General features: G+C 71.8%; 14 protein-coding genes. 4 read left to right on the forward strand and 10 right to left on the reverse strand.

Annotated features, from left to right (window positions below; genetic code table 11):
- The first annotated feature begins 109 nt into the window (after positions 1 to 109).
- Positions 110 to 1,420, forward strand: a complete 1,311-nt coding sequence (locus ACZ5K7_RS26690; protein ID WP_351707849.1) for an MFS transporter — start codon at positions 110 to 112, stop codon at positions 1,418 to 1,420.
- Between the two features lie 3 nt (positions 1,421 to 1,423).
- On the opposite strand, the gene ACZ5K7_RS26695 is transcribed toward ACZ5K7_RS26690, so the two are convergent.
- Positions 1,424 to 1,873, reverse strand: coding sequence for a cyclic nucleotide-binding domain-containing protein (locus tag ACZ5K7_RS26695; RefSeq protein ID WP_351707852.1), 450 nt, complete (start codon positions 1,871 to 1,873; stop codon positions 1,424 to 1,426).
- Positions 1,874 to 2,272: 399 nt separating this feature from the next.
- Between ACZ5K7_RS26695 and ACZ5K7_RS26700 the strand changes: the two genes are divergently transcribed.
- Together ACZ5K7_RS26700 and ACZ5K7_RS26705 are read left to right on the forward strand one after the other, a co-directional pair.
- Complete coding sequence (locus ACZ5K7_RS26700) at positions 2,273 to 2,716, forward strand: ATP-binding protein (protein WP_468916913.1); 444 nt, start codon at positions 2,273 to 2,275, stop codon at positions 2,714 to 2,716.
- A 206-nt stretch (positions 2,717 to 2,922) separates the two neighbouring features.
- Entirely contained in the window at positions 2,923 to 3,753 is an 831-nt protein-coding gene (locus ACZ5K7_RS26705; protein ID WP_468916915.1) for a SigB/SigF/SigG family RNA polymerase sigma factor, read from the forward strand.
- Positions 3,754 to 3,760: 7 nt separating this feature from the next.
- Here the strand turns inward: ACZ5K7_RS26705 and ACZ5K7_RS26710 are convergent, their stop codons facing one another.
- Together ACZ5K7_RS26710 and ACZ5K7_RS26715 are read right to left on the reverse strand one after the other, a co-directional pair.
- Complete coding sequence (locus tag ACZ5K7_RS26710) at positions 3,761 to 6,010, reverse strand: FUSC family protein (RefSeq protein ID WP_351707861.1); 2,250 nt, start codon at positions 6,008 to 6,010, stop codon at positions 3,761 to 3,763.
- A 16-nt stretch (positions 6,011 to 6,026) separates the two neighbouring features.
- On the reverse strand, positions 6,027 to 7,403 hold the full coding sequence (locus tag ACZ5K7_RS26715; protein ID WP_351707863.1) for an NAD(P)/FAD-dependent oxidoreductase: 1,377 nt from the start codon (positions 7,401 to 7,403) through the stop codon (positions 6,027 to 6,029).
- A 247-nt stretch (positions 7,404 to 7,650) separates the two neighbouring features.
- On the opposite strand from ACZ5K7_RS26715, the gene ACZ5K7_RS26720 reads away from it, so the two are divergent.
- Positions 7,651 to 8,460: a methyltransferase domain-containing protein gene (locus ACZ5K7_RS26720; protein ID WP_351707866.1), complete on the forward strand. Its 810-nt coding sequence runs from the start codon at positions 7,651 to 7,653 to the stop codon at positions 8,458 to 8,460.
- A 36-nt stretch (positions 8,461 to 8,496) separates the two neighbouring features.
- On the opposite strand, the gene ACZ5K7_RS26725 is transcribed toward ACZ5K7_RS26720, so the two are convergent.
- The 7 genes from ACZ5K7_RS26725 to ACZ5K7_RS26755 form a co-directional block, all read right to left on the reverse strand.
- Positions 8,497 to 8,931, reverse strand: coding sequence for an ATP-binding protein (locus ACZ5K7_RS26725; protein ID WP_351707869.1), 435 nt, complete (start codon positions 8,929 to 8,931; stop codon positions 8,497 to 8,499).
- A gap of 101 nt (positions 8,932 to 9,032) precedes the next feature.
- Positions 9,033 to 10,937, reverse strand: coding sequence for an AMP-dependent synthetase/ligase (locus tag ACZ5K7_RS26730; protein WP_468916920.1), 1,905 nt, complete (start codon positions 10,935 to 10,937; stop codon positions 9,033 to 9,035).
- 129 nt (positions 10,938 to 11,066) lie between these two features.
- Positions 11,067 to 12,155: a glutamate--cysteine ligase 2 gene (locus tag ACZ5K7_RS26735; RefSeq protein WP_351707893.1), complete on the reverse strand. Its 1,089-nt coding sequence runs from the start codon at positions 12,153 to 12,155 to the stop codon at positions 11,067 to 11,069.
- A gap of 106 nt (positions 12,156 to 12,261) precedes the next feature.
- Entirely contained in the window at positions 12,262 to 14,481 is a 2,220-nt protein-coding gene (gene glgB / locus ACZ5K7_RS26740; RefSeq protein ID WP_468916923.1) for a 1,4-alpha-glucan branching enzyme, read from the reverse strand.
- Positions 14,482 to 14,485: 4 nt separating this feature from the next.
- Positions 14,486 to 15,844 (reverse strand): maltokinase N-terminal cap-like domain-containing protein, encoded by a 1,359-nt coding sequence (locus ACZ5K7_RS26745; RefSeq protein WP_351707878.1) that lies wholly within the window; start codon positions 15,842 to 15,844, stop codon positions 14,486 to 14,488.
- A gap of 31 nt (positions 15,845 to 15,875) precedes the next feature.
- Positions 15,876 to 17,594: a maltose alpha-D-glucosyltransferase gene (treS, locus tag ACZ5K7_RS26750; protein ID WP_468916926.1), complete on the reverse strand. Its 1,719-nt coding sequence runs from the start codon at positions 17,592 to 17,594 to the stop codon at positions 15,876 to 15,878.
- A partial coding sequence (locus ACZ5K7_RS26755; RefSeq protein ID WP_468916929.1) for an alpha-glucosidase C-terminal domain-containing protein occupies positions 17,591 to 18,237 on the reverse strand: 647 nt, incomplete at its 5' end. The genes ACZ5K7_RS26755 and treS, both read right to left, overlap by 4 nt.

Here is an 18,237-nt window from a genome sequence, read left to right on the forward strand (position 1 = left end):
GGCCGCATCCTGAGACAACCGGTTCGGCGGTCACAGAAGTAGCTGGGATAGTGATCCTGCGATCGAAAGATGTAGCGAGCACCAAGAGGACCAGGACACCAGGAACTCCGTGGACACCAGCGAGAGCGGCACCCAGTCCGGCATACAGCCCCCCGAAGACACCACGGCGCCCCTGCCCCCGCCCCGGCGAGGCTGGCGCCGCTGGGCGATGGACACCCGCCCGCTGGCCGTTCCGGCCTACCGCCGGCTGTGGACCTCGACGATCGTCACCTCGGTCGGCAGCCAGCTCACCGCGGTGGCCGTCCCCAAGCAGATCTACGACATCACCGGATCCTCGGCCTGGGTCGGCGCCGCGAGCCTCGCCGGACTGCTGCCGCTCGTCGTGTTCGCGCTGTGGGGCGGCGCGGTCGCCGACGCCATGGACCGCCGCAAGCTGCTGCTGATCACCAACTGCGGTATCGCCGTCACCTCGCTGCTGTTCTGGCTCCAGGCCGTCACCGGCCTCGAATCCGTGGCCGCGCTGATGGTCCTGCTCGCCCTGCAGCAGGCGTTCTGGGGGCTGAACGCCCCCGCCCGTACCGCCTCCATCGCCCGGCTCGTCCCCGAGGGCCAGCTGCCGGCGGCCAACGCCCTCGGGTCGACGGTCATGCAGACCGGGCAGGTGATCGGCCCGCTGCTGGCCGGTGCCCTGATTCCCGTCATCGGCCTGCCCGAGCTGTATCTGATCGACGCGCTGGCGCTGTGCGTGACGGTGTGGGCGGTCTACCGCCTGCCCGCGCTGCCGCCGCTGGCGCGTGCGGTGGCCCGCCGGGCCGGGCTGCGGGAGATCGTGGCCGGGTTCCGCTACATCTCCATGCACAAGGTGCTGCTGCTGTCGTTCCTGGCCGACATCATCGCGATGGTCTTCGGCATGCCCCGTGCCCTGTTCCCGCAGCTGGCCGCCGAGACCTACGGCTCCTACGGCGAGGGGCTGGCGCTCGGCCTGCTGTTCGCGGCGATCCCCGTCGGCGCGGTGCTCGGCGGGCTCTTCTCCGGCACGTTCTCGCGGGCCCGCCGGCACGGCTGGATGGTGATCGGCGCGGTCGTCGGCTGGGGCGCCGCCGTCGCCGGGTCCGGGCTCAGCCGCAACCTCTGGGTGGCGGTCGCCTTCCTGGCCGCCGCCGGGGTCGCCGACATGGTCTCGATGGTCTTCCGGGGCGCCATCCTGCTGTCCGCCGCGACCGACGAGATGCGCGGCCGGATGCAGGGAGTGTTCACGGTGGTGGTCGCGGGCGGCCCGCGGCTGGCCGACGTCCTGCACGGCACCATGGGCTCCGTGTTCGGCCCGCGCGCGGCCGTCACGGGCGGCGGGCTGCTGGTCGTGGCCGTGATGCTGACCCTGGCCGCCGCCGTGCCGGCCCTGCGCCGCTACCGCATCTGACCGCTACGCGGGCCGCCGTCCCACGTACGCGTCCAGCAGCTTGCCCCGGGTGACCTCCAGCCGGCTGGCGAGGATCTCGGCGACGGTCCGCACCAGCGACAGCCCCAGCAGTGGATCCTCCACGCACAGCGCCAGCACGGCCGCGGCGTCGTACTCGTAGGCCCGCACCTGGCTGAAGGCCACCGCCCCGAAGTCCCAGGTGTACGGCGGGAACAGCCATGACCAGCCGAGCAGGTCACCGGCGCCCAGGCTGGCGACGGTGACCCGTTTGTGGGACGTCACCTCCTGGTCCAGGTTGACCGCCCCCGAGCGGATCACCCAGAAGCGGTCCGCGGTGCCGCCGGCCTCGAAGATACGGGCGTCCTCGGGGAAGGAGACCTCCTGCGCCAGTTCCATGAGGCGCTCACGCTGCGCCTGCGGAAGGGCGGTCAGCAGTTTGATGGCTTTGGTCATGGCGCGGGGCTCCTCGCCGGCGAGGGTACGGGGGCTTTGCCTACGCCCATTTCAGCCGCTGCCGCCGCACCGGGCACCTCGAAGGAGGTGAGAATCGCCTGCCCGGAGCCGTCCGGGCGTAAAAAAGCCCTGGCTGGACGGGGGAGGCCAGCCAGGGCCGTCAAGCGGTGGCGCGGGAGGACCAGACGTCGACTCCTCGACCACTTATGGATGAACGCTAAACCATCCAGGGCTGTTTCGGGTACCCGGGAACAGGCTACGTGACCCGTTTCACTCAGGGGAAGCCCTTGCTGCCCCCGGACGTGTTTGTCGGCGCCCCGACCGGTGAGCCGAACAGGGAGAGGCCCGCGCGGACGGGCCCGTCAGTCCCAACCGGCCCACCACTCAGGGAGCGAAGGGATGCGCCAGACGTACCGGACCGAATCGACAGTGGTACCGACCGACTCCCGCCGGCCGTCGCTGTGGCCGGCCGACGCCCGCAGAGCGGTCCGCGGCGCGGTCGCCCGGCAGGCCGTGCCATGCGCCGCCGACGCGCTGAACGACGCCCTCCTCGTCACCTCGGAACTGACCACCAACGCGATCGTGCACGGCGGCGGGATCACCGGCTTCGACGTGGACGTCGACGGCTGCGCGGTTCGCGTGTCGGTGAGCGACCGCAGCGCCGCGGTACCGGTGGCCGAATCGGCCCCGGACGGGCGCGACCGCGGCCGGCTCGGCGGCCGGGGCTGGCCCATCGTCTGCCGGCTGGCCCGGGACGTGGAGGTCGCCGAGCTGCCCCGCGGGGGCAAGCGGATCACCGCTGTCGTGTCCCTGAGGCGAGCCGGCGAACCGAAGTTCTCCTGACAGTGTTTGTGCCCGGATCGAAGGGGCAGGCGGAGTTTCGTGCTTCGGACCGGAGGCGCGCGCCAGTGGGAGCGATCATGTCGCCCCGGGCCCGCAGAGCGGTCCGGGCGGTGCTCCCGCGGCGACTCTGACACCGCAGTTCGGGTCGAGTCCCGGAACCACGTTCCGGTGATGCCCTGGAACCCACAGCTCAGGAGCGAGTCCGCATGCTCACCGACTTGTCGCACAGCCGCCCCAGCACGCCCGGCCAGACCACCCAGGCCCCGCCCCGGCGCTCGCACGACGACGCCCCCGACACCGCGCCCCTCTTCGCCCGGCTCGCCGCCCTCGGCGACGGCCCCGAGCGGGACGCCCTGCGCGACGAACTGGTGGCCGCCTGGCTGCCCATGGCCCACCGCATCGCCGGCCGTTTCCGCGACCGCGGCGAGTCCGTCGAGGACCTGCGCCAGGTCGCCGCACTCGGCCTGGTCAAGGCCGTGGACCGCTACGACCCCTCGCGCGGCGCCTTCGAGAGCTACGCGGTGCCCACCATCACCGGCGAGGTCAAGCGGCACTTCCGCGACCGGATGTGGGCGCTGCGGGTGCCCCGCCGGGTACAGGAACTGCGCAACCGGGTACGCGTGGCCCGCCGCGAACTCACCGAGAACCCCGGCAGCCCGGAGCCCTCGGTCGCCGCCGTCGCCGCCCACACCGGCCTGACCGAGGACGAGGTCAACGCGGGCATGGAGGCGCTGGAGAGCTTCAGCACCCTGTCCCTGGACGCCGAACTCGCCGCCGGCGAGGACGGTTACAGCCTCGCCGACACCCTCGGGGAAGCCGACGGCTCCTACGACATCGTCGTCGACCGGGAGGCGGCCAAGGAGGGACTGCGCCGACTGCCCGAACGCGAGCGGGCCATCCTCTACATGCGCTTCTTCGAGGACATGACGCAGAGCCGGATCGCCGAAAGCCTGGGCATCTCCCAGATGCACGTCTCCCGCCTCATCAGCCGCAGCTGCGCCCGCGTCCGGGCCGAGGCCCTCGGCAGCCGGCAGTGACCTCCCGTCAGGCGGCGCGCGCCCGGACCGGCACCTTCAGGGGCCGGGCCAGGCCCGCGACGGCCTCGTCGAGGCGTTGCAGATGCCGCAGCACGCGGTCGGTCACCCGGCCGTAGCGCGGAGCGCGCAGGGTGCCCGGCTCCAGCATCGCCGCGATGCTGGGGCCCGTCTCGATCTCGGCGGCGGGCCGCCGGTCGTCGACCTGGGCGGCGATCGCCTCGATGTTGTGCACGATCCGCTGCCCCGCCCCGCGCAGCCGGGGATCCGCCGCGATCGCCGGATGGGTGGGCAGCAGCTCGGCCGTCGCCGCCAGCGACCGCGCGTGATAGGCGCACGTCTCGAGGAGCGCCACCACATAGCGCGCGGTGTCCCGGCGGGACCGCAGCGGGGTGATCGGATGCGTCAACGGCTGCACCGCCGCCCGCAGATCGGCCAGTGCCTGGTCCAGGTCCCGGGCCTTCTCCACCAGGTCGGCCGGCGGCGCCCCGCTCAACTGGTCGGCGGCGGCCCGGGTGACGTCGGCCAGCCGGTCCAGCGTCGTGACGAGCAGTTCGTCGGTACGGCGGTCGGTGTGCACCGGCAGCACCACCGCGGCCGCGATCACCCCGCACACCGCGCCGAGCGCCGTCTCCCCGATCCGCAGCACCAGGACGTCCAGGCTGTAGGTGTTGAGCAGCGTGTACAGCAGGCCCAGCATCGCCGTCACGAAGAACGACATCAGGGTGTACGACAGCGGCGCCGAGTAGAACATCGCGAAGACGAACACCAGTACCAGCCCGAACGCCGTCCAGGTGTGGTGCCCGACCAGCCCCGCCAGCCCGATGCCGGCCACCACGCCGAGGACCGTGCCCAGCAGCCGCCGGTAGCCCTTCACCAGGATCTCGCCGGTCGACGCGGTGTTGAGGAACACGATCCAGCAGGTCAGCACGGCCCAGTACCAGCGCTGGGCGGACAGGAACTCGCCGCCCACGATGGCCAGCGACGACCCGACGGCCACCTGCACCGCCGCCCGCGTGGTGGGCCGGCGCAGCCCCGTAACCTCCTCGGTCTCGCCTTCCTCCACCTCGGCGACCTCGATGGCCGCGTCCTCGGCGTCCAGTTCCTCGCGGGACCGGGACGTGGCGGGGGTGTCGTCGGACTCGTCCTGCGGCCCGTCCAGCGCGATCCGCAGCCCCATGACCGCCCGGGCTGCCTCGCCGATCCCCCGGAAGACGTCCTGCACCGCGGGGTCGGCGGGCGGCAGGTTCTCCTCCTCGCGGTAGCCGAGGAGCCGGTTGCGCAGCCGGGACAGCGCGGTCCCCGGCTGTGGCCCGGCCGGCCGCAGCACCAGCAGCCGCAGCGCCTCCAGGTCCAGCCGCAGCTGCTCCAGCGCCTCGTCCCGGGCCGGCAGCGGGGGCGCCGAGGGCAGGTGGGCACCGGGAAGATGCAGGGTGAGGGTGTCCGCCCGCCGGGCGCCGCGCGCGGTGAGCAGCATCAGGCCGAGCCGCTCGGCGGCGATCTCGGCGTCCGCGATCCGGCGCTGCACCAGCCGGGCCACCGCCTCGTCGGAGGTGCCGTCCGGGAGCCGCCCCTGGATCAGCAGCGCCGTCTCGTGCAGCCGGGCGGTCCTGACCCGGACCTCCTCCACCGCCTTGTCCAGCTCGTCCGGCCCGGCGTCGAGCAACTCCGCCTGCGCGGCCACCAGCTGGGCGAACCGGCCCCGGAAGGCCCGCCGCAGCCGGCCGAGGATGCCCGCCGGAGTCTGCGGCACGAGCACGAAGCGCGCCAGGGCCGCGCTGCCGAAGGCGACCGCGATCACGACGTACAGGCCGGGCAGTGCGGGGCCGGTCGCGTGCACGAACAGCGAGGCGAAGTAGATCTGGAAGCCGATCAGCCCCAGCGCCGTGCCCCGGTCGCCGAACCGCCTGCTGTACACCGCGCAGAAGATGAGCGCCACGAAGAACAGGTCACCGATCACGACCCGCTGGTTGAGCAGCGCCCCCAGGGACATCGAGACCAGCGCCACCGGCAGCCCCAGGGCGAGCGTGACGGCCTGCTGGGAGCGCCCCTTCTCACGGATCGCGAAGGTGGCGACCATCGCCGCGATGGCCCCCGCCACCAGATGGGACACGTCGAGCCGCAGGGCCGCCAGCACGGCGAGCGTGAGCGCGATGGACAGGACCGTCCGCAGGGCGGCGGTGAAACGGAGCAGCCCGGGGTCGGCCGCCGCGAGCCGTCCCCGCACCTCCGCCCGCACCGACCGCCCCGCTGTGCTCACTTGGCCGCGCTCTGCGTCAGGCAGTGGCTTCGCCGGGGCCCTCGGCGCGGGCTCGGACCTGCTCCGGGGTCAGATAGGAGTTCGTGTACTCGAAGTCCTTGAGCGTGGCGGGCTTGCGGGACTGGAAGCCGGTACGGACGAAATCGTCGCCGGCCACCGCGTTCAGCAGCCAGTTGGTCGCCACCCGGGTCTTGGCCACGTTGGTGCGCAGCGCCGACCAGTGGTAGCCGCGGGCCACCGCCTGGGCGGGCAGCCCGCGCAGTTCGATGCCCAGCGGCTTGGAGACGGCGTCCTTGCCGCCGAGGTCCACCACCAGCCCCAGGTCCTTGTGCACGTACGGGCGCAGCGGCTGGTTGCGCAGGGTCGCGATGACGTTGTCGGCGACCACCTTGCCCTGCCGCATGGCGTGCTGCGCGGTCGGCGGGCAGACCGCGCCCGCCTCGTCCTTCGCCTTGTCGGGTACGGCGGCCGCGTCGCCGAGCGCGAACACCCCGTCCTGGCCCGGCAGGGTCATCTCGGCGTCGACCGCGAGCCGCCCCCGGACCGTCTCCGCGCCCAGGGTGGCGATCAGCGGGCTGGCGACCACACCGGCCGTCCAGATCAGGGTGTGGGTGGGCACCACCCGGCCGTCGGTGAAGGTGACCTCCTCGGGGCCCGCCTTCTCGATCGACACCCCGAGGGAGATGTCGATGCCGCGGCGGCTCAGGATCTCCTGGGCGCTGCGGCCGAGCTTGTCGCCCAGTTCCGGCATCAGCTTCGGCGCGATGTCGATCAGATGCCACTTGATCAGCTTCGGGTCCAGGTTCGGGTAGCGGTGCAGCGCCGCGTGCGTGAGCCGCTGCAGACAGGCCGCGGTCTCGGTGCCCGCGTATCCGCCGCCGACCACCACGAACTGCAGCCGCGCGGCCCGCTCCACGGGGTCGTCGCTGGCGTCGGCCAGGTCGAGCTGGGAGATGACGTGGTCGCGGATGTAGGCGGCCTCGGCCAGGGTCTTCATGCCGAAGGCGTGCTCCGTCAGCCCCGGAATGTCGAAGGTGCGGGTGACGCTGCCCGGGGCCAGCACGATGTAGTCGTACCGCTCGTTCACCAGCTGGTCGGTGATGGTGCGCACCACGCACACCTTGGACTTGAGGTCCACGCCGATCGCGCCGCCCGGGATGATCCGGGTGCGGTACTTCTTGCTGCGGCGCAGCGAGACCGCGATCGACTGGGGCGTCAGTACGCCCGAGGCGACCTGTGGCAGCAGAGGCAGGTAGAGCTGGTAGGCGAAGGGCGCCACCAGGGTGACGTCGGCCTCGTCGGGGGCGAGTTTCCGCTCCAGGCGGCGGACGCATTCCACTCCGGCGAAGCCTGCGCCCACCACCAGGATCCTGGGTCGTGTCACGGTGTCCATCCCTTTCCGCTGCTCCAGGGGCCCGGGTCACGCCGTACGCATGCCCTGGAACGCTTGCTTCGCACCAGTTCGATCCCACCGTGCCCGACGCCGTTCCGCCAGCCGGGCGGCGCAGGCAGACGAACGCATGGGCTCCAGCATGCCCCTCGATCAAGAGGAGTAACCGGCTGTCGCACAGATATGCGCCGGACTTCCGTCCGGTACAAGGTCGTCCACGGCGATCACGTACGCCAGTAGAGTGCCCGCCATGGCGCACACCCAGCCCGGAACGGGCTTCCAGCAGCGGCACATCGACCCCGACCGCGTGGCCCCGCTGGTGGGCGCCCTGGACTCCCAGGACGCCAATCCGGGCGTACGAAGGCTGCGCGCCTGGGCCGAGGAGGCGCTGGCGGTGCGGCTCGGCGAGCGGCTCCTCGACGTCGGCTCCGGCACCGGCTCGCAGACCCGGACGCTGGCCGCGGCCGTCGGCCCGGACGGCGTCGCGATCGGTGTAGAGCCCAACCCGAGTCTGCGTGCGGTCGCCGAGGAGCGGTCCCCGGGCAGCCGGGCCCGCTTCGTCCACGGCGAGGCGGCCGAGCTGCCCGTCCCCGACGGCTCGATGGACCTGGTGTGGTGCGAGCGGGTGCTCCAGCACCTCACCGACCCCGACCGGGCCGTCGCCGAGATGGCCCGGGTGCTGCGGCCCGGCGGCCGGGTGGCGCTGCTGGACACCGACTGGGGGACCACTCTGCTGCACCCCGGCGACCCGGCGGTCGTGCGGGCGCTGATGGCGGCCGCCCTCAACGGCGCCAACCCCTACTCCGGGCGCCGCCTGGTCGGCCAGCTCAGCGCGGCCGGGTTCGTGGTGGACGACCGCGGCTCGCAGGCTCTGCTCCAGGACCACCGTACGGTCGCCTGGCCGCTGATCCGCATGCTCGGTGAGTCCGCCGTGCGCAGCGGCGCCCTCACCGAGGAACAGCGGGACACCCTGTACGCCGACCTCACCGAGGCCGCCGAGCAGGGGGCGCTGCACATGTCGGTGACGATGTTCGGGGTGGTCGCACACCGTCCCGAGTGACCGCGCCCGCCGCTCACCGGGGCCGGAATCCGCCGCTCACCACGGCAGGAAGACGTGAATGTCCTTGCCGGTCTCGGTGACGACCACGCTGACCTGGTCGCACAGGGTGTGCAGCAGGTGCCAGCCGACGCCGCCCCCGCCGTGCCGCGGATGGAACGGGCGCGGCTCGGGCTGGACCCGGCTGGTGTCGTGCATGGTGATGTGCACACCGTCGTACGTGCGCCGCATGCGCAGCTGGAACGGCCCCGGCGCGTACTGGACGACATTGGCGGCCAGCTCCGTCACCACCAGCAGGATGTCGTCCCAGCACTCGGGGGCGGTGGGCGGCGAGGTGCGGGCGAGATCGGCGAGGTAGCCGTCCGCGGCAAGCCGGGCGCCGGTGACATTGCGCAGCTCACCGGCGAAGGAGACCGTGCGTTCAAGGGTCTCCTCCGTGGAGCGTCCGCGGTCGCGCCGTGGCCCGGTCGACATGTCGTCTCTCCCGGCCCCGGGGGATCTCAGGGCCGTGCTCTCTTTCGGATCTCTCCCCTCGCGGCGAGTTCCCACTGCCGCACCGGCTAAGCGTGCCCTACTCAGCGGAACACGTCGTCCGAGTCCTCCCATTCGGCCGGCTCCGCCGTGCCCGGCCGGCGTACGGCGCGCGAGCGGGCCTGGTACATGGCATCGATCTCGGCCGCGTAGTGGCGCGCTATGGCGTCCCGGCGCAGCTTCATCGACGGCGTGAGCATGCCGTTGCCCGGGGCGAACGGTTCCTGGATCACCCGGTAGACCCGGATCGACTCGGAACGGGACACCACACTGTTGGCGGACGCGATGGCCCGGGCGATCTCCTCACGCAGCGCGTTCTCCTCGCGCGCCTCCCGCCCGGGCGAGTCGCCCGGCAGCGACAGGGCGCCCCGCCAGTGCGCCAGGAAGTCGGGGTCCAGGGTGATCAGCGCGCCCACACAGGGCCGGTCGTCGCCGACGACCACCGCCTGGTGCACGAGCGGATGCATCCGCAGCCGCTGCTCCAGCGGGGCCGGGGCCACGCTCTTGCCGCTGCTGGTGATGATGATGTCCTTCTTGCGGCCCGTGATGGTCAGATAGCCCTCGGAGTCGAGCCGCCCGATGTCCCCGGTGGCCAGCCAGCCGCCGCGCAGCGCGGCCCGGGTCGCGTAGTTGTCACCGACGTACCCCTGGAACACGGACGGCCCGCGCACCAGGATCTCGCCGTCGTCGGCGACCTGGATCTGGGTGCCCGGCAGGGCCTGGCCGACCGTGCCGGACTTCTCCCGGCCCAGCGGCTGCATGGTGATCCCGCCGCTGGACTCGGTCAGCCCGTAGCCGTCGTGCACGGGAACGCCGATACCCTCGTAGAACAGGGTGAGTTCACGGCTGAGCGAGGAGCCGCCGGAGGTGGCCCTCAGCACCCGGCCGCCGAGCGCCGCCCGCAGTCTGCGGTACACCGTCCGCTCGTACAGGGCGTGTTGCAGCCGCAGATCGAAACCCGGACCCGCCCCGGTGCCCAGCCGGCCCCGCTCCTGTGCGGCGGCGAAGTCCCGCGCGGTCTCCGCGGCCCGCTCGAACAGGGTCCCCCGGCCCGTCTGCTGGGCGGTGCGCAGGAACGTCTTGTACAGCCTCTCCAGCACCGACGGCACGGCGTACAGGTAGGTCGGTCTGAAGGTGCCGAGCGCCGACGCCAGCGCGATCTCCGACATCTCCGGCTCGTGGCCCATCAGGATCCCGCCGCGCAGACAAAGGACCATCACCATCAGTCCGTACACGTGCGAGAACGGCAAGTAGGCGAGCACGGAGGCCTGTTCGCCGGAACGCGCGGCGGTGTGCCCCCAGCCCGCGAGCAGGGTGTCGCACGGGTACGCCAGACCGCGGTGGCTGAGCGCGCAGCCCAGCGGACGGCCCGAGGTGCCGGAGGTGTAGGTGATCGCCGCCGTGGAGTCCGGCATCACGATCCGGCGCAGCGACTCCACCGTGGTCAGCGGGACGTACACGCCCTGCTGCACCAGGTCGGCCAGCGCCCCCGCGTCCAGCTGCCAGACATGCTTGAGCCCGGGCAGGCTCTCGCACACCGTGCCGACGGTCATCACCGCCAGCTCGTCCTCGACCACCACGGCCACACAGCGGGCGTCCCGCAGGATCCATTCGACCTGGTCCCGGGCGGACGTCGGATGGATCGGCACCACCTCCGCGCCCACCGACCACAGCGCGAGGCAGAACACCGTCCACTCGTAGCGCGTCCGCGCCATCATGGCCACCCGATGACCGGGCGAGATACCCGACGCGATCAGACCCTTGGCAAGGTCGACCACTTCGTCACGCAGTTCGACCGCGGTGGTCTCCTCCCAGCCCGCGGCGGCTGCATCGGGCCGGCGCGCCAGCACCGGCAGGGTCGGGTTCCGGTCCGCCGTCTCGAAGATGCTGTCGGCGAGCCCGCCGGTCAGGGTCGAAGCGGTAGTCGGAGCGAGGGCGTAGTCGCGCATGCGCTGCTCCTGGTTGTACGGAGGGTGACCCCACCGATCGGTACTGTTGTCGACGCGGGTCGAATCTAGCCCAGGGGAGCGCGGCCTGTGTCGGGAATGGTCAACTAGTTTCCGCCTGGTGACCAGAGCTCAGCCCTGGGTACGGCGCACACACTCGACGACGACATCCCGCAGACTGCCGGTGCGCTCCAGGAACGATCGCTGCTCGCGGGCTCCGGTACCCCTGTGCAGCACCTGTGCGACGGCCTCCTCGACACCGCCGGCGTCACCGCTGCCGGTGAGCGCCTCCTCGGTGTGCGCCAGCAGGGCGCGCACCACCTCGACGGCCGGCCGGGGCCGCATGGTCGCCGGATCGAGCAGCTCCTGGTCCAGGCCGGAGCGGGCGGCCTGCCAGGAGGCCAGCCGGAGGATGCTCACACTGTGGTCGAGCGGTGGCCGGCCGGCCCGCCAGTCGCGGGCGGCCGTCTCCACCAGGGCACGGGCCAGGGTGGCGACGAGGACGGTGGTGTCGGCCCGCAGGCACACGTCGGCCACCCGGATCTCCACCGTCGGGTAGTGCACGGCCAGCCGGGCGTCGAAGTACACCATCCCCGCGTCGAGGATGACCCCGCTGGCCACCATGTCCGCGACCCGTTGCCGGTACCCCTCGGCCGAGCCGAACAGCTCGGTCGGTCCCGCCGACGGGCCGCGCGCCCACAGCCGGCTGCGGAAACTGGCGTAACCGGAGTCCCGGCCCTGCCAGAACGGCGAGTTGGCGCTCAGCGCGCGCAGCACCGGAAGCCACGGCCGCAGCCGGTCCAGGACGGCGACCCCCTCCTCGTCGGACTCCACCGACACATGCACATGGCAGCCGCACACGAACTGGTCCAGCGTGGCGCTGCCGAACCGCCCGGCCATCCACCGGTACCGCTCGTGGGCGGTGAGCGCGGGCGTGACCGGCAGCGGGCAGGTGGCGAGCGCCGCCACCGCGCAGCCGATCTCCCCGGCGAGCCGGGCCGCCTCCTTGCGGCAGCGCGCGATCTCGGCGCCGAGGTCCGCCATGCGCAGCTGCGGACTGGTGGCCAGCTCCAGCATCTGCCCGAACAGTTCCTTCTGGAACACGGCCTGCCCGGGATCGTCCAACGCGGCACGGTCGAGGACGGCGGCCGACTGGGGCATCGGCTCCCCGCTGTCCGGGTGGACCAGCAGAAGTTCTTCCTCCACTCCGACGGTACGCAGCACCGAGGACCGCCCTCCGGCCGGGCCGCGACCGGGCGCGGCGGGGTCTTTCATCCCGAACTGCCCCGGCCCGGCTGCCCGAACACGTGACGGCGTCCTCGGCGGCCTACGGGGCGACGGGCTCCAGCCACACCGTGCCTAGCGGCGGCAGCGTCAGCCGCACGGCGCCCTCGTCGGTCAGCAGCGGCCCCCGGCTGACGACGTCCCCGCCGCCGTACCGCGCGCTGTCGGTGTTGAGGATCTCGCGCCAGACGGCGGCCCTCCCCGGCACGTTCAGCCGGTAGTCGGGACGGACCACGGGGGAGAGGTTGGACACCGCCAGCAACGGCCGGGCCTCGGCGTCGAACCTCAGGAAGGCGAAGACGTTGTCCTCGGCCGCGTCCCCCAGGACCCACTGGAAACCCGCCGGATCGGTGTCCCGCTGCCACAGGGCGGGGTGCGTGCGGTACACGGAATTGAGATCGCGGACCAGATTTTGGACACCCCGGTGATCGGCCTCGGCGCCGTACTCCGGGTCGAGCAGCCACCAGTCGGGGCCGTGGGCCTCCGACCACTCCGCGCCCTGGGCGAACTCCTGTCCCATGAAGAGCAGCTGTTTGCCGGGATGGGCCCACATGAAGCCCAGATAGGCGCGGTGATTGGCGCGTTGCTGCCACCAGTCGCCGGGCATCTTGGAGACCAGCGACCGCTTGCCGTGCACGACTTCGTCGTGGGAGATGGGCAGCACGTAGTTCTCGCTGTACGCGTACACCATCGAGAACGTCATCTCGTCGTGGTGGTACTTGCGGTGGACCGGCTCGTGCCGGATGTACTCCAGCGAGTCGTGCATCCAGCCCATGTTCCACTTCAGCCCGAACCCCAGCCCGCCGCCGTCGGTCGGCCGGGTCACCCCGTCCCACGCGGTGGACTCCTCGGCGATGGTCACCACGCCCGGCGCACGCCGGTACACGGTCGCGTTCATCTCCTGGAGGAACGCCACCGCGTCCAGGTCCTCACGCCCGCCGAACACGTTCGGTGTCCACTGCCCGGAGTCCCGCGAGTAGTCGAGATAGAGCATCGAGGCGACCGCGTCCACCCGGAGCCCGTCGATGTGGAACTCCTCGCACCAGTACACCGCGTTGGCGACCAGGAAGTTGCGGACCTCCACCCGGCCCAGGTCGAACTCGTAGGTCCCCCAGTCCGGATGCTCGGCCCGCCGCTCGTCCCCGGGCTCGTACAGCGGGTCCCCGTCGAAGCGGGCCAGTGCCCAGTCGTCCTTGGGGAAGTGGGCCGGCACCCAGTCCATGATCACGCCGATGCCGGCCCGGTGCAGGGCGTCGATCAGGTGCTTGAAGTCGTCGGGGGAGCCGAGCCGCGAGGTCGGCGCGTAGAAGCCGGTGACCTGGTAGCCCCAGGAGCCGCCGAAGGGGTGCTCGGCGACCGGCATGAACTCGACGTGCGTGAAGCCCAGGTCGTTGACGTACGCGGGGAGTTCCTCGGCCAGCTGCCGGTAGGTCGATCCCGGCCGCCAGGACGGCAGATGCACCTCGTACACCGAGAACGGGGCCTCGTGCACGGGAGTGTCGCCCCGGTGCGCCATCCACTCCGCGTCACTCCACTCGTGGCGGGAGACCGCCACGATCGACGCGGTCGCGGGCGGCACCTCGGTACGGCGGGCCATCGGGTCGGCCTTGAGGAACCGGCCGCCGTACCGGGAGGTGATCTCGAACTTGTACCGGGCACCCTCGCCCACACCCGGCAGGAACAGCTCCCACACCCCGGCCGCGCCGAGCGAGCGCATCGGGTACTGCGTGCCGTCCCAGCAGGTGAAGTCCCCGGCCACCCGGACGCCTCGCGCGTTCGGCGCCCACACCGTGAACCGGGTTCCGGTCACCCCTTCGTGGGTCATCGGCTCGGCACCGAGCGCCTTCCACAGCTGCTCGTGCCGTCCCTCACGGATCAGATGCAGGTCGAACTCACCGAGCGCGGGCAGGAAGCGGTACGGGTCGTGCACTTCCTGCTCATCGCCGTCGCCGTCGCCGTCCTCGTACGTGACGAGCAGGGTGTACGACGGGAGTTCGGCGTACGGGAGTACGGCCGCGAAGAAACCGTCGTCCTCGGACGTCAGGGGGACGCGCGCCCCGTCGACGAGCACGCTCACGGCACGTGCGTGCGGACGCAGCGCGCGGACGAGGGTGCCGCCGTCCACCGGGTGGGCGCCGAGCACGGCGTGCGGATCGTGGTGGGCGCCCGAGAGCAGCCGGCCGCGGTCGTCGGCGTCCAGCGGCGGGGCCGTGGGACGGGACGGCCCGGAGGGCTCAGGAAGCGAAGAGTCGCGCAGTGCCATGAGGTCAGCCTCCCCAGCGGGCGAGCCGCTCGATCGCGGCCATCGGAACCGGAAGCCAGGCCGGCCGGTGCCGGGCTTCGTACACCACTTCGTACACCGCGCGGTCCGTCTCGTGGGCGCGCAGCAACGCGTGCTTCTTCCGCGGGTCCCAGCCGGCGCGGGCAGCGTAACCCGCGCAGTAGGCCTCCCGGCAGCGGCGGGCCCACTCGGGGCGCCAGGGGCGGCGCTGCCGGGCCGCGTAGTCGAAGGACCGCAGCATGCCGGCCACGTCCCGTACCGGGGACTGGGTGCTGCGCCGCTCGGCGAGCGGCCGGGACGGCTCGCCCTCGAAGTCGATGACGAACCACTCGCGGTCCGCCCGCAGCACCTGCCCGAGATGCAGATCGCCGTGGATCCGCTGGGCGTGCGGTCCCGCGTCGCAGCTGGCGAGCGCGTCGAAGGCGCCCCGCAGCCCCGGCACGTACGGCCGCAGCGCCGGCACCGCGTGCGCGGCCGCCTCCAGCCGCGCCGACATGGCCTCCGCGGTACGGCCGTGCTCGTCGTGGACCGCGGACGGGAACGCGGCGGCGAGCGCGAGGTGCACGTCCGCGGTGGCCCGGCCGAGCTCGTGTGCCTCGGTGGCGAAGTCGTCCCCGGCCGCGAGCGCGCGCAGGGCGAGGGTCCAGCCGTCGGCCGCGTCCGGCAGGAAGGGCTGCAGCACCCCGAGGGTCGCCGGACTCGGCTCGGTGGTGCGGAACCAGGCCACCGGCGCGGGCACCCGCGCACAGCCCTGCGCGGCCAGCGCCCCGGGCACCTCCAGGTCCGGGTTGACGCCGGGCTGGATCCGCCGGAACACCTTCAGGATGTAGGAATCGCCGTACACCAGCGAGGAGTTGGACTGCTCGGCGGCCAGCAGGCGGGGCGCCAGTCCACCGGGTATCCGGGTCCGCGGGGCGCTCTCGAAACGCAGCGGGCCGACCGTGCCGGGCATCCGCAGCCGGTCAAGGAGCAGTTCGGCCGCACGGGGGTCCTGCAGGGCGTCGTACACCGCGAGTCCGGCCAGCGGGCCCTCCTCGGCGCGGCCGATGTACGCCCGCTCCAGCCGGGGCGTGCGGTGTTCGCGTACGCCGAGCAGGAGTTGGTAGCAGTCGCCGGACGGGGCGCCGTCCCCGCCGGGGGAGTGGTCGGCGTGGACGAGCAGATGCAGACAGCCGGGAAAGAGCTCGGTCAGGGACAGTACGGAGAGATCCGTGACGGGCCGGTCCTTGCCCGCGAACCAGCGCTGCCGCGGCAGCCAGTCGCGCAGCAGCCCGCCGAGCGAGGCCAGCGGCCGGTCGAGGCCGGTGGCTGCCGCGCTCCGGGGGAGGGCAACGGTCTTCGTCATCGTGACGCGTCCTTTCCTCGGCTCCGCACGCTCAGCGCCGACGGCCGATGCGGGAGGCGACTCGGGAGAGCCGGAACCAGTAGAAGCCGTGCCCCGCGAGGGTGAGCAGGTAGGGCAGTTCACCGATGGCGGGGAAGCGCACCCCGCCGATCAGCTCGACCGGATGCCGGCCGTCGTAGACCCGCAGATCGAGTTCGGTGGGCTGGGCGAACCGGGAGAAGTTGTGCACACAGAGGACCAGGTCGTCTTCGTACTCGCGCAGGAAGGCGATCACCGCCGGGTTCGACGACTGCAACTCCGTGAACGTGCCGAGCCCGAACGCGGGGTTCTGCTTGCGGATCTCGATCATCCGGCGCGTCCAGTGCAGCAGCGAGGAGGGCGAGGACATCGAGGCCTCGACGTTGGTGACCTGGTAGCCGTAGACCGGATCCATGATGGTCGGCAGGTAGAGCCGGCCCGGGTCGCAGGAGGAGAAGCCGGCGTTGCGGTCGGGGGTCCACTGCATGGGGGTGCGGACGGCGTCCCGGTCGCCGAGCCAGATGTTGTCGCCCATGCCGATCTCGTCGCCGTAGTAGAGGATCGGCGAGCCGGGGAGGGAGAGCAGCAGGGCGGTGAACAGCTCGATCTGGTTGCGGTCGTTGTCGAGAAGAGGGGCGAGCCGCCTGCGGATGCCGATGTTGGCGCGCATCCGCGGGTCCTTCGCGTACTCGGCCCACATGTAGTCGCGTTCCTCGTCGGTGACCATTTCGAGGGTCAGCTCGTCGTGGTTGCGCAGGAAGATGCCCCACTGGCAGCCGGAGGGGATCGCGGGGGTCTTGGCGAGGATCTCCGAGACGGGGTAGCGGGATTCCCGGCGCACCGCCATGAAGATGCGGGGCATCACCGGGAAGTGGAACGCCATGTGGCATTCGTCGCCGCCCTTTTCGTAGTCGCCGAAGTAGTCGACGACGTCCTCCGGCCACTGGTTCGCCTCCGCCAGCAGCACGGTGTCCGGATACATCGCGTCGATCTCCCGCCGGACCCGCCTCAGGAACTCATGGGTGGGCGGCAGGTTCTCGCAGTTGGTGCCCTCTTCCGCGTACAGGTACGGCACCGCGTCCAGCCGGAAGCCGTCGATGCCCAGGTCCAGCCAGAACCGCAGCGCGGCCAGGACCTCCTCCTGCACCGCCGGGTTCTCGTAGTTGAGGTCCGGCTGGTGCGAGAAGAAGCGATGGAAGTAGTACTGGCCGCGCACCGGATCGAAGGTCCAGTTGGAGACCTCGGTGTCGACGAAGATGATCCGCGCGTCCTGGTACTGCTTGTCGTCGTCGGCCCACATGTAGAAGTCGCCGTACGGCCCGTCGGGGTTCGTCCGGGACTCCTGGAACCACGGGTGCTGGTCGCTGGTGTGGTTCATGACGAAGTCGATGATCACGCGCATGCCGCGCTGGTGGGCCGCGTCGACGAACTCCACGAAGTCGGCGAGGTCACCGAACTCGGGGAGTACCGCGGTGTAGTCGGAGACGTCGTAACCGCCGTCCCGCAGCGGGGACTTGAAGAAGGGCGGCAGCCAGAGGCAGTCGACGCCCAGCCACTGCAGATAGTCGAGCTTCGCGGTCAGACCCTTCAGGTCGCCGATGCCGTCACCGTCGCTGTCCTGGAAAGAACGGACGAGGACCTCGTAGAAGACGGCCCGTTTGAACCACTCCGGGTCCCGGTCCTTGGCAGGCGTGTCCTCGAAGGTGTCCTGGACGGGGTCGTTGACAGTCATGGCGCGCTGGGCCCTCCGTTCGCTGGTGTCGGTCGCCCTACCTGGAACACATGCGCCGGCGCCCGGCCCGGTGTGAGACGTACATAGTCGGTCCTGCCCCACGAGTAGGTCTCACCTGTCAGTTCGTCCCGCATGGACAGGGCGGAGTCGCTGTCCAGGCCGAGTCGTGGCATGTCCAACGAGACCGTGGCCTCCTGGGTGTGGTGCGGATCAAGGTTGACGACCACCAGGACCGTGTCCGCCCCGGCACGCTTGCTGTACGCGATGACGGAGTCGTTGTCCGTGTGGTGGAAGCTCAGGTTGCGCAGCTGCTGGAGCGCGGGGTGCCGGCGTCGGACGGTGTTGAGGCGGGTGATGAGGGGGGCGATGCCCTCGGTGTCGGCGCGGGTCCAGTCGCGGGGTTTGAGCTGGTACTTCTCGGAGTCGAGGTATTCCTCGCCGCCCTCTTTGAGGGGGGTGTTCTCGCAGAGTTCGTAGCCGCTGTAGATGCCCCAGGTGGGGGAGAGGGTGGCGGCCAGGACGGCGCGGACCTCGAAGGCGGGGCGGCTGCCGTGCTGGAGGTAGGCGTGCAGGATGTCCGGGGTGTTGGCGAAGAAGTTCGGCCGCATCCAGGCGGCGGACTCGCCGGACAGCTCGGTGAGGT

This window comes from Streptomyces sp. NPDC031497, from assembly GCF_055580905.1.

Bases quoted from the DNA above. Each gene is read 5' to 3' on its own strand.
- ACZ5K7_RS26695 (WP_351707852.1), bottom strand. From the start codon at position 1,873: ATGACCAAAGCCATCAAACTGCTGACCGCCCTTCCGCAGGCGCAGCGT.
- ACZ5K7_RS26700 (WP_468916913.1), top strand. From the start codon at position 2,273: ATGCGCCAGACGTACCGGACCGAATCGACAGTGGTACCGACCGACTCC.
- ACZ5K7_RS26705 (WP_468916915.1), top strand. From the start codon at position 2,923: ATGCTCACCGACTTGTCGCACAGCCGCCCCAGCACGCCCGGCCAGACC.
- ACZ5K7_RS26715 (WP_351707863.1), bottom strand. From the start codon at position 7,403: ATGGACACCGTGACACGACCCAGGATCCTGGTGGTGGGCGCAGGCTTC.
- ACZ5K7_RS26720 (WP_351707866.1), top strand. From the start codon at position 7,651: ATGGCGCACACCCAGCCCGGAACGGGCTTCCAGCAGCGGCACATCGAC.
- ACZ5K7_RS26725 (WP_351707869.1), bottom strand. From the start codon at position 8,931: ATGTCGACCGGGCCACGGCGCGACCGCGGACGCTCCACGGAGGAGACC.
- ACZ5K7_RS26730 (WP_468916920.1), bottom strand. From the start codon at position 10,937: ATGCGCGACTACGCCCTCGCTCCGACTACCGCTTCGACCCTGACCGGC.
- glgB (WP_468916923.1), bottom strand. From the start codon at position 14,481: ATGGCACTGCGCGACTCTTCGCTTCCTGAGCCCTCCGGGCCGTCCCGT.
- ACZ5K7_RS26745 (WP_351707878.1), bottom strand. From the start codon at position 15,844: ATGACGAAGACCGTTGCCCTCCCCCGGAGCGCGGCAGCCACCGGCCTC.
- treS (WP_468916926.1), bottom strand. From the start codon at position 17,594: ATGACTGTCAACGACCCCGTCCAGGACACCTTCGAGGACACGCCTGCC.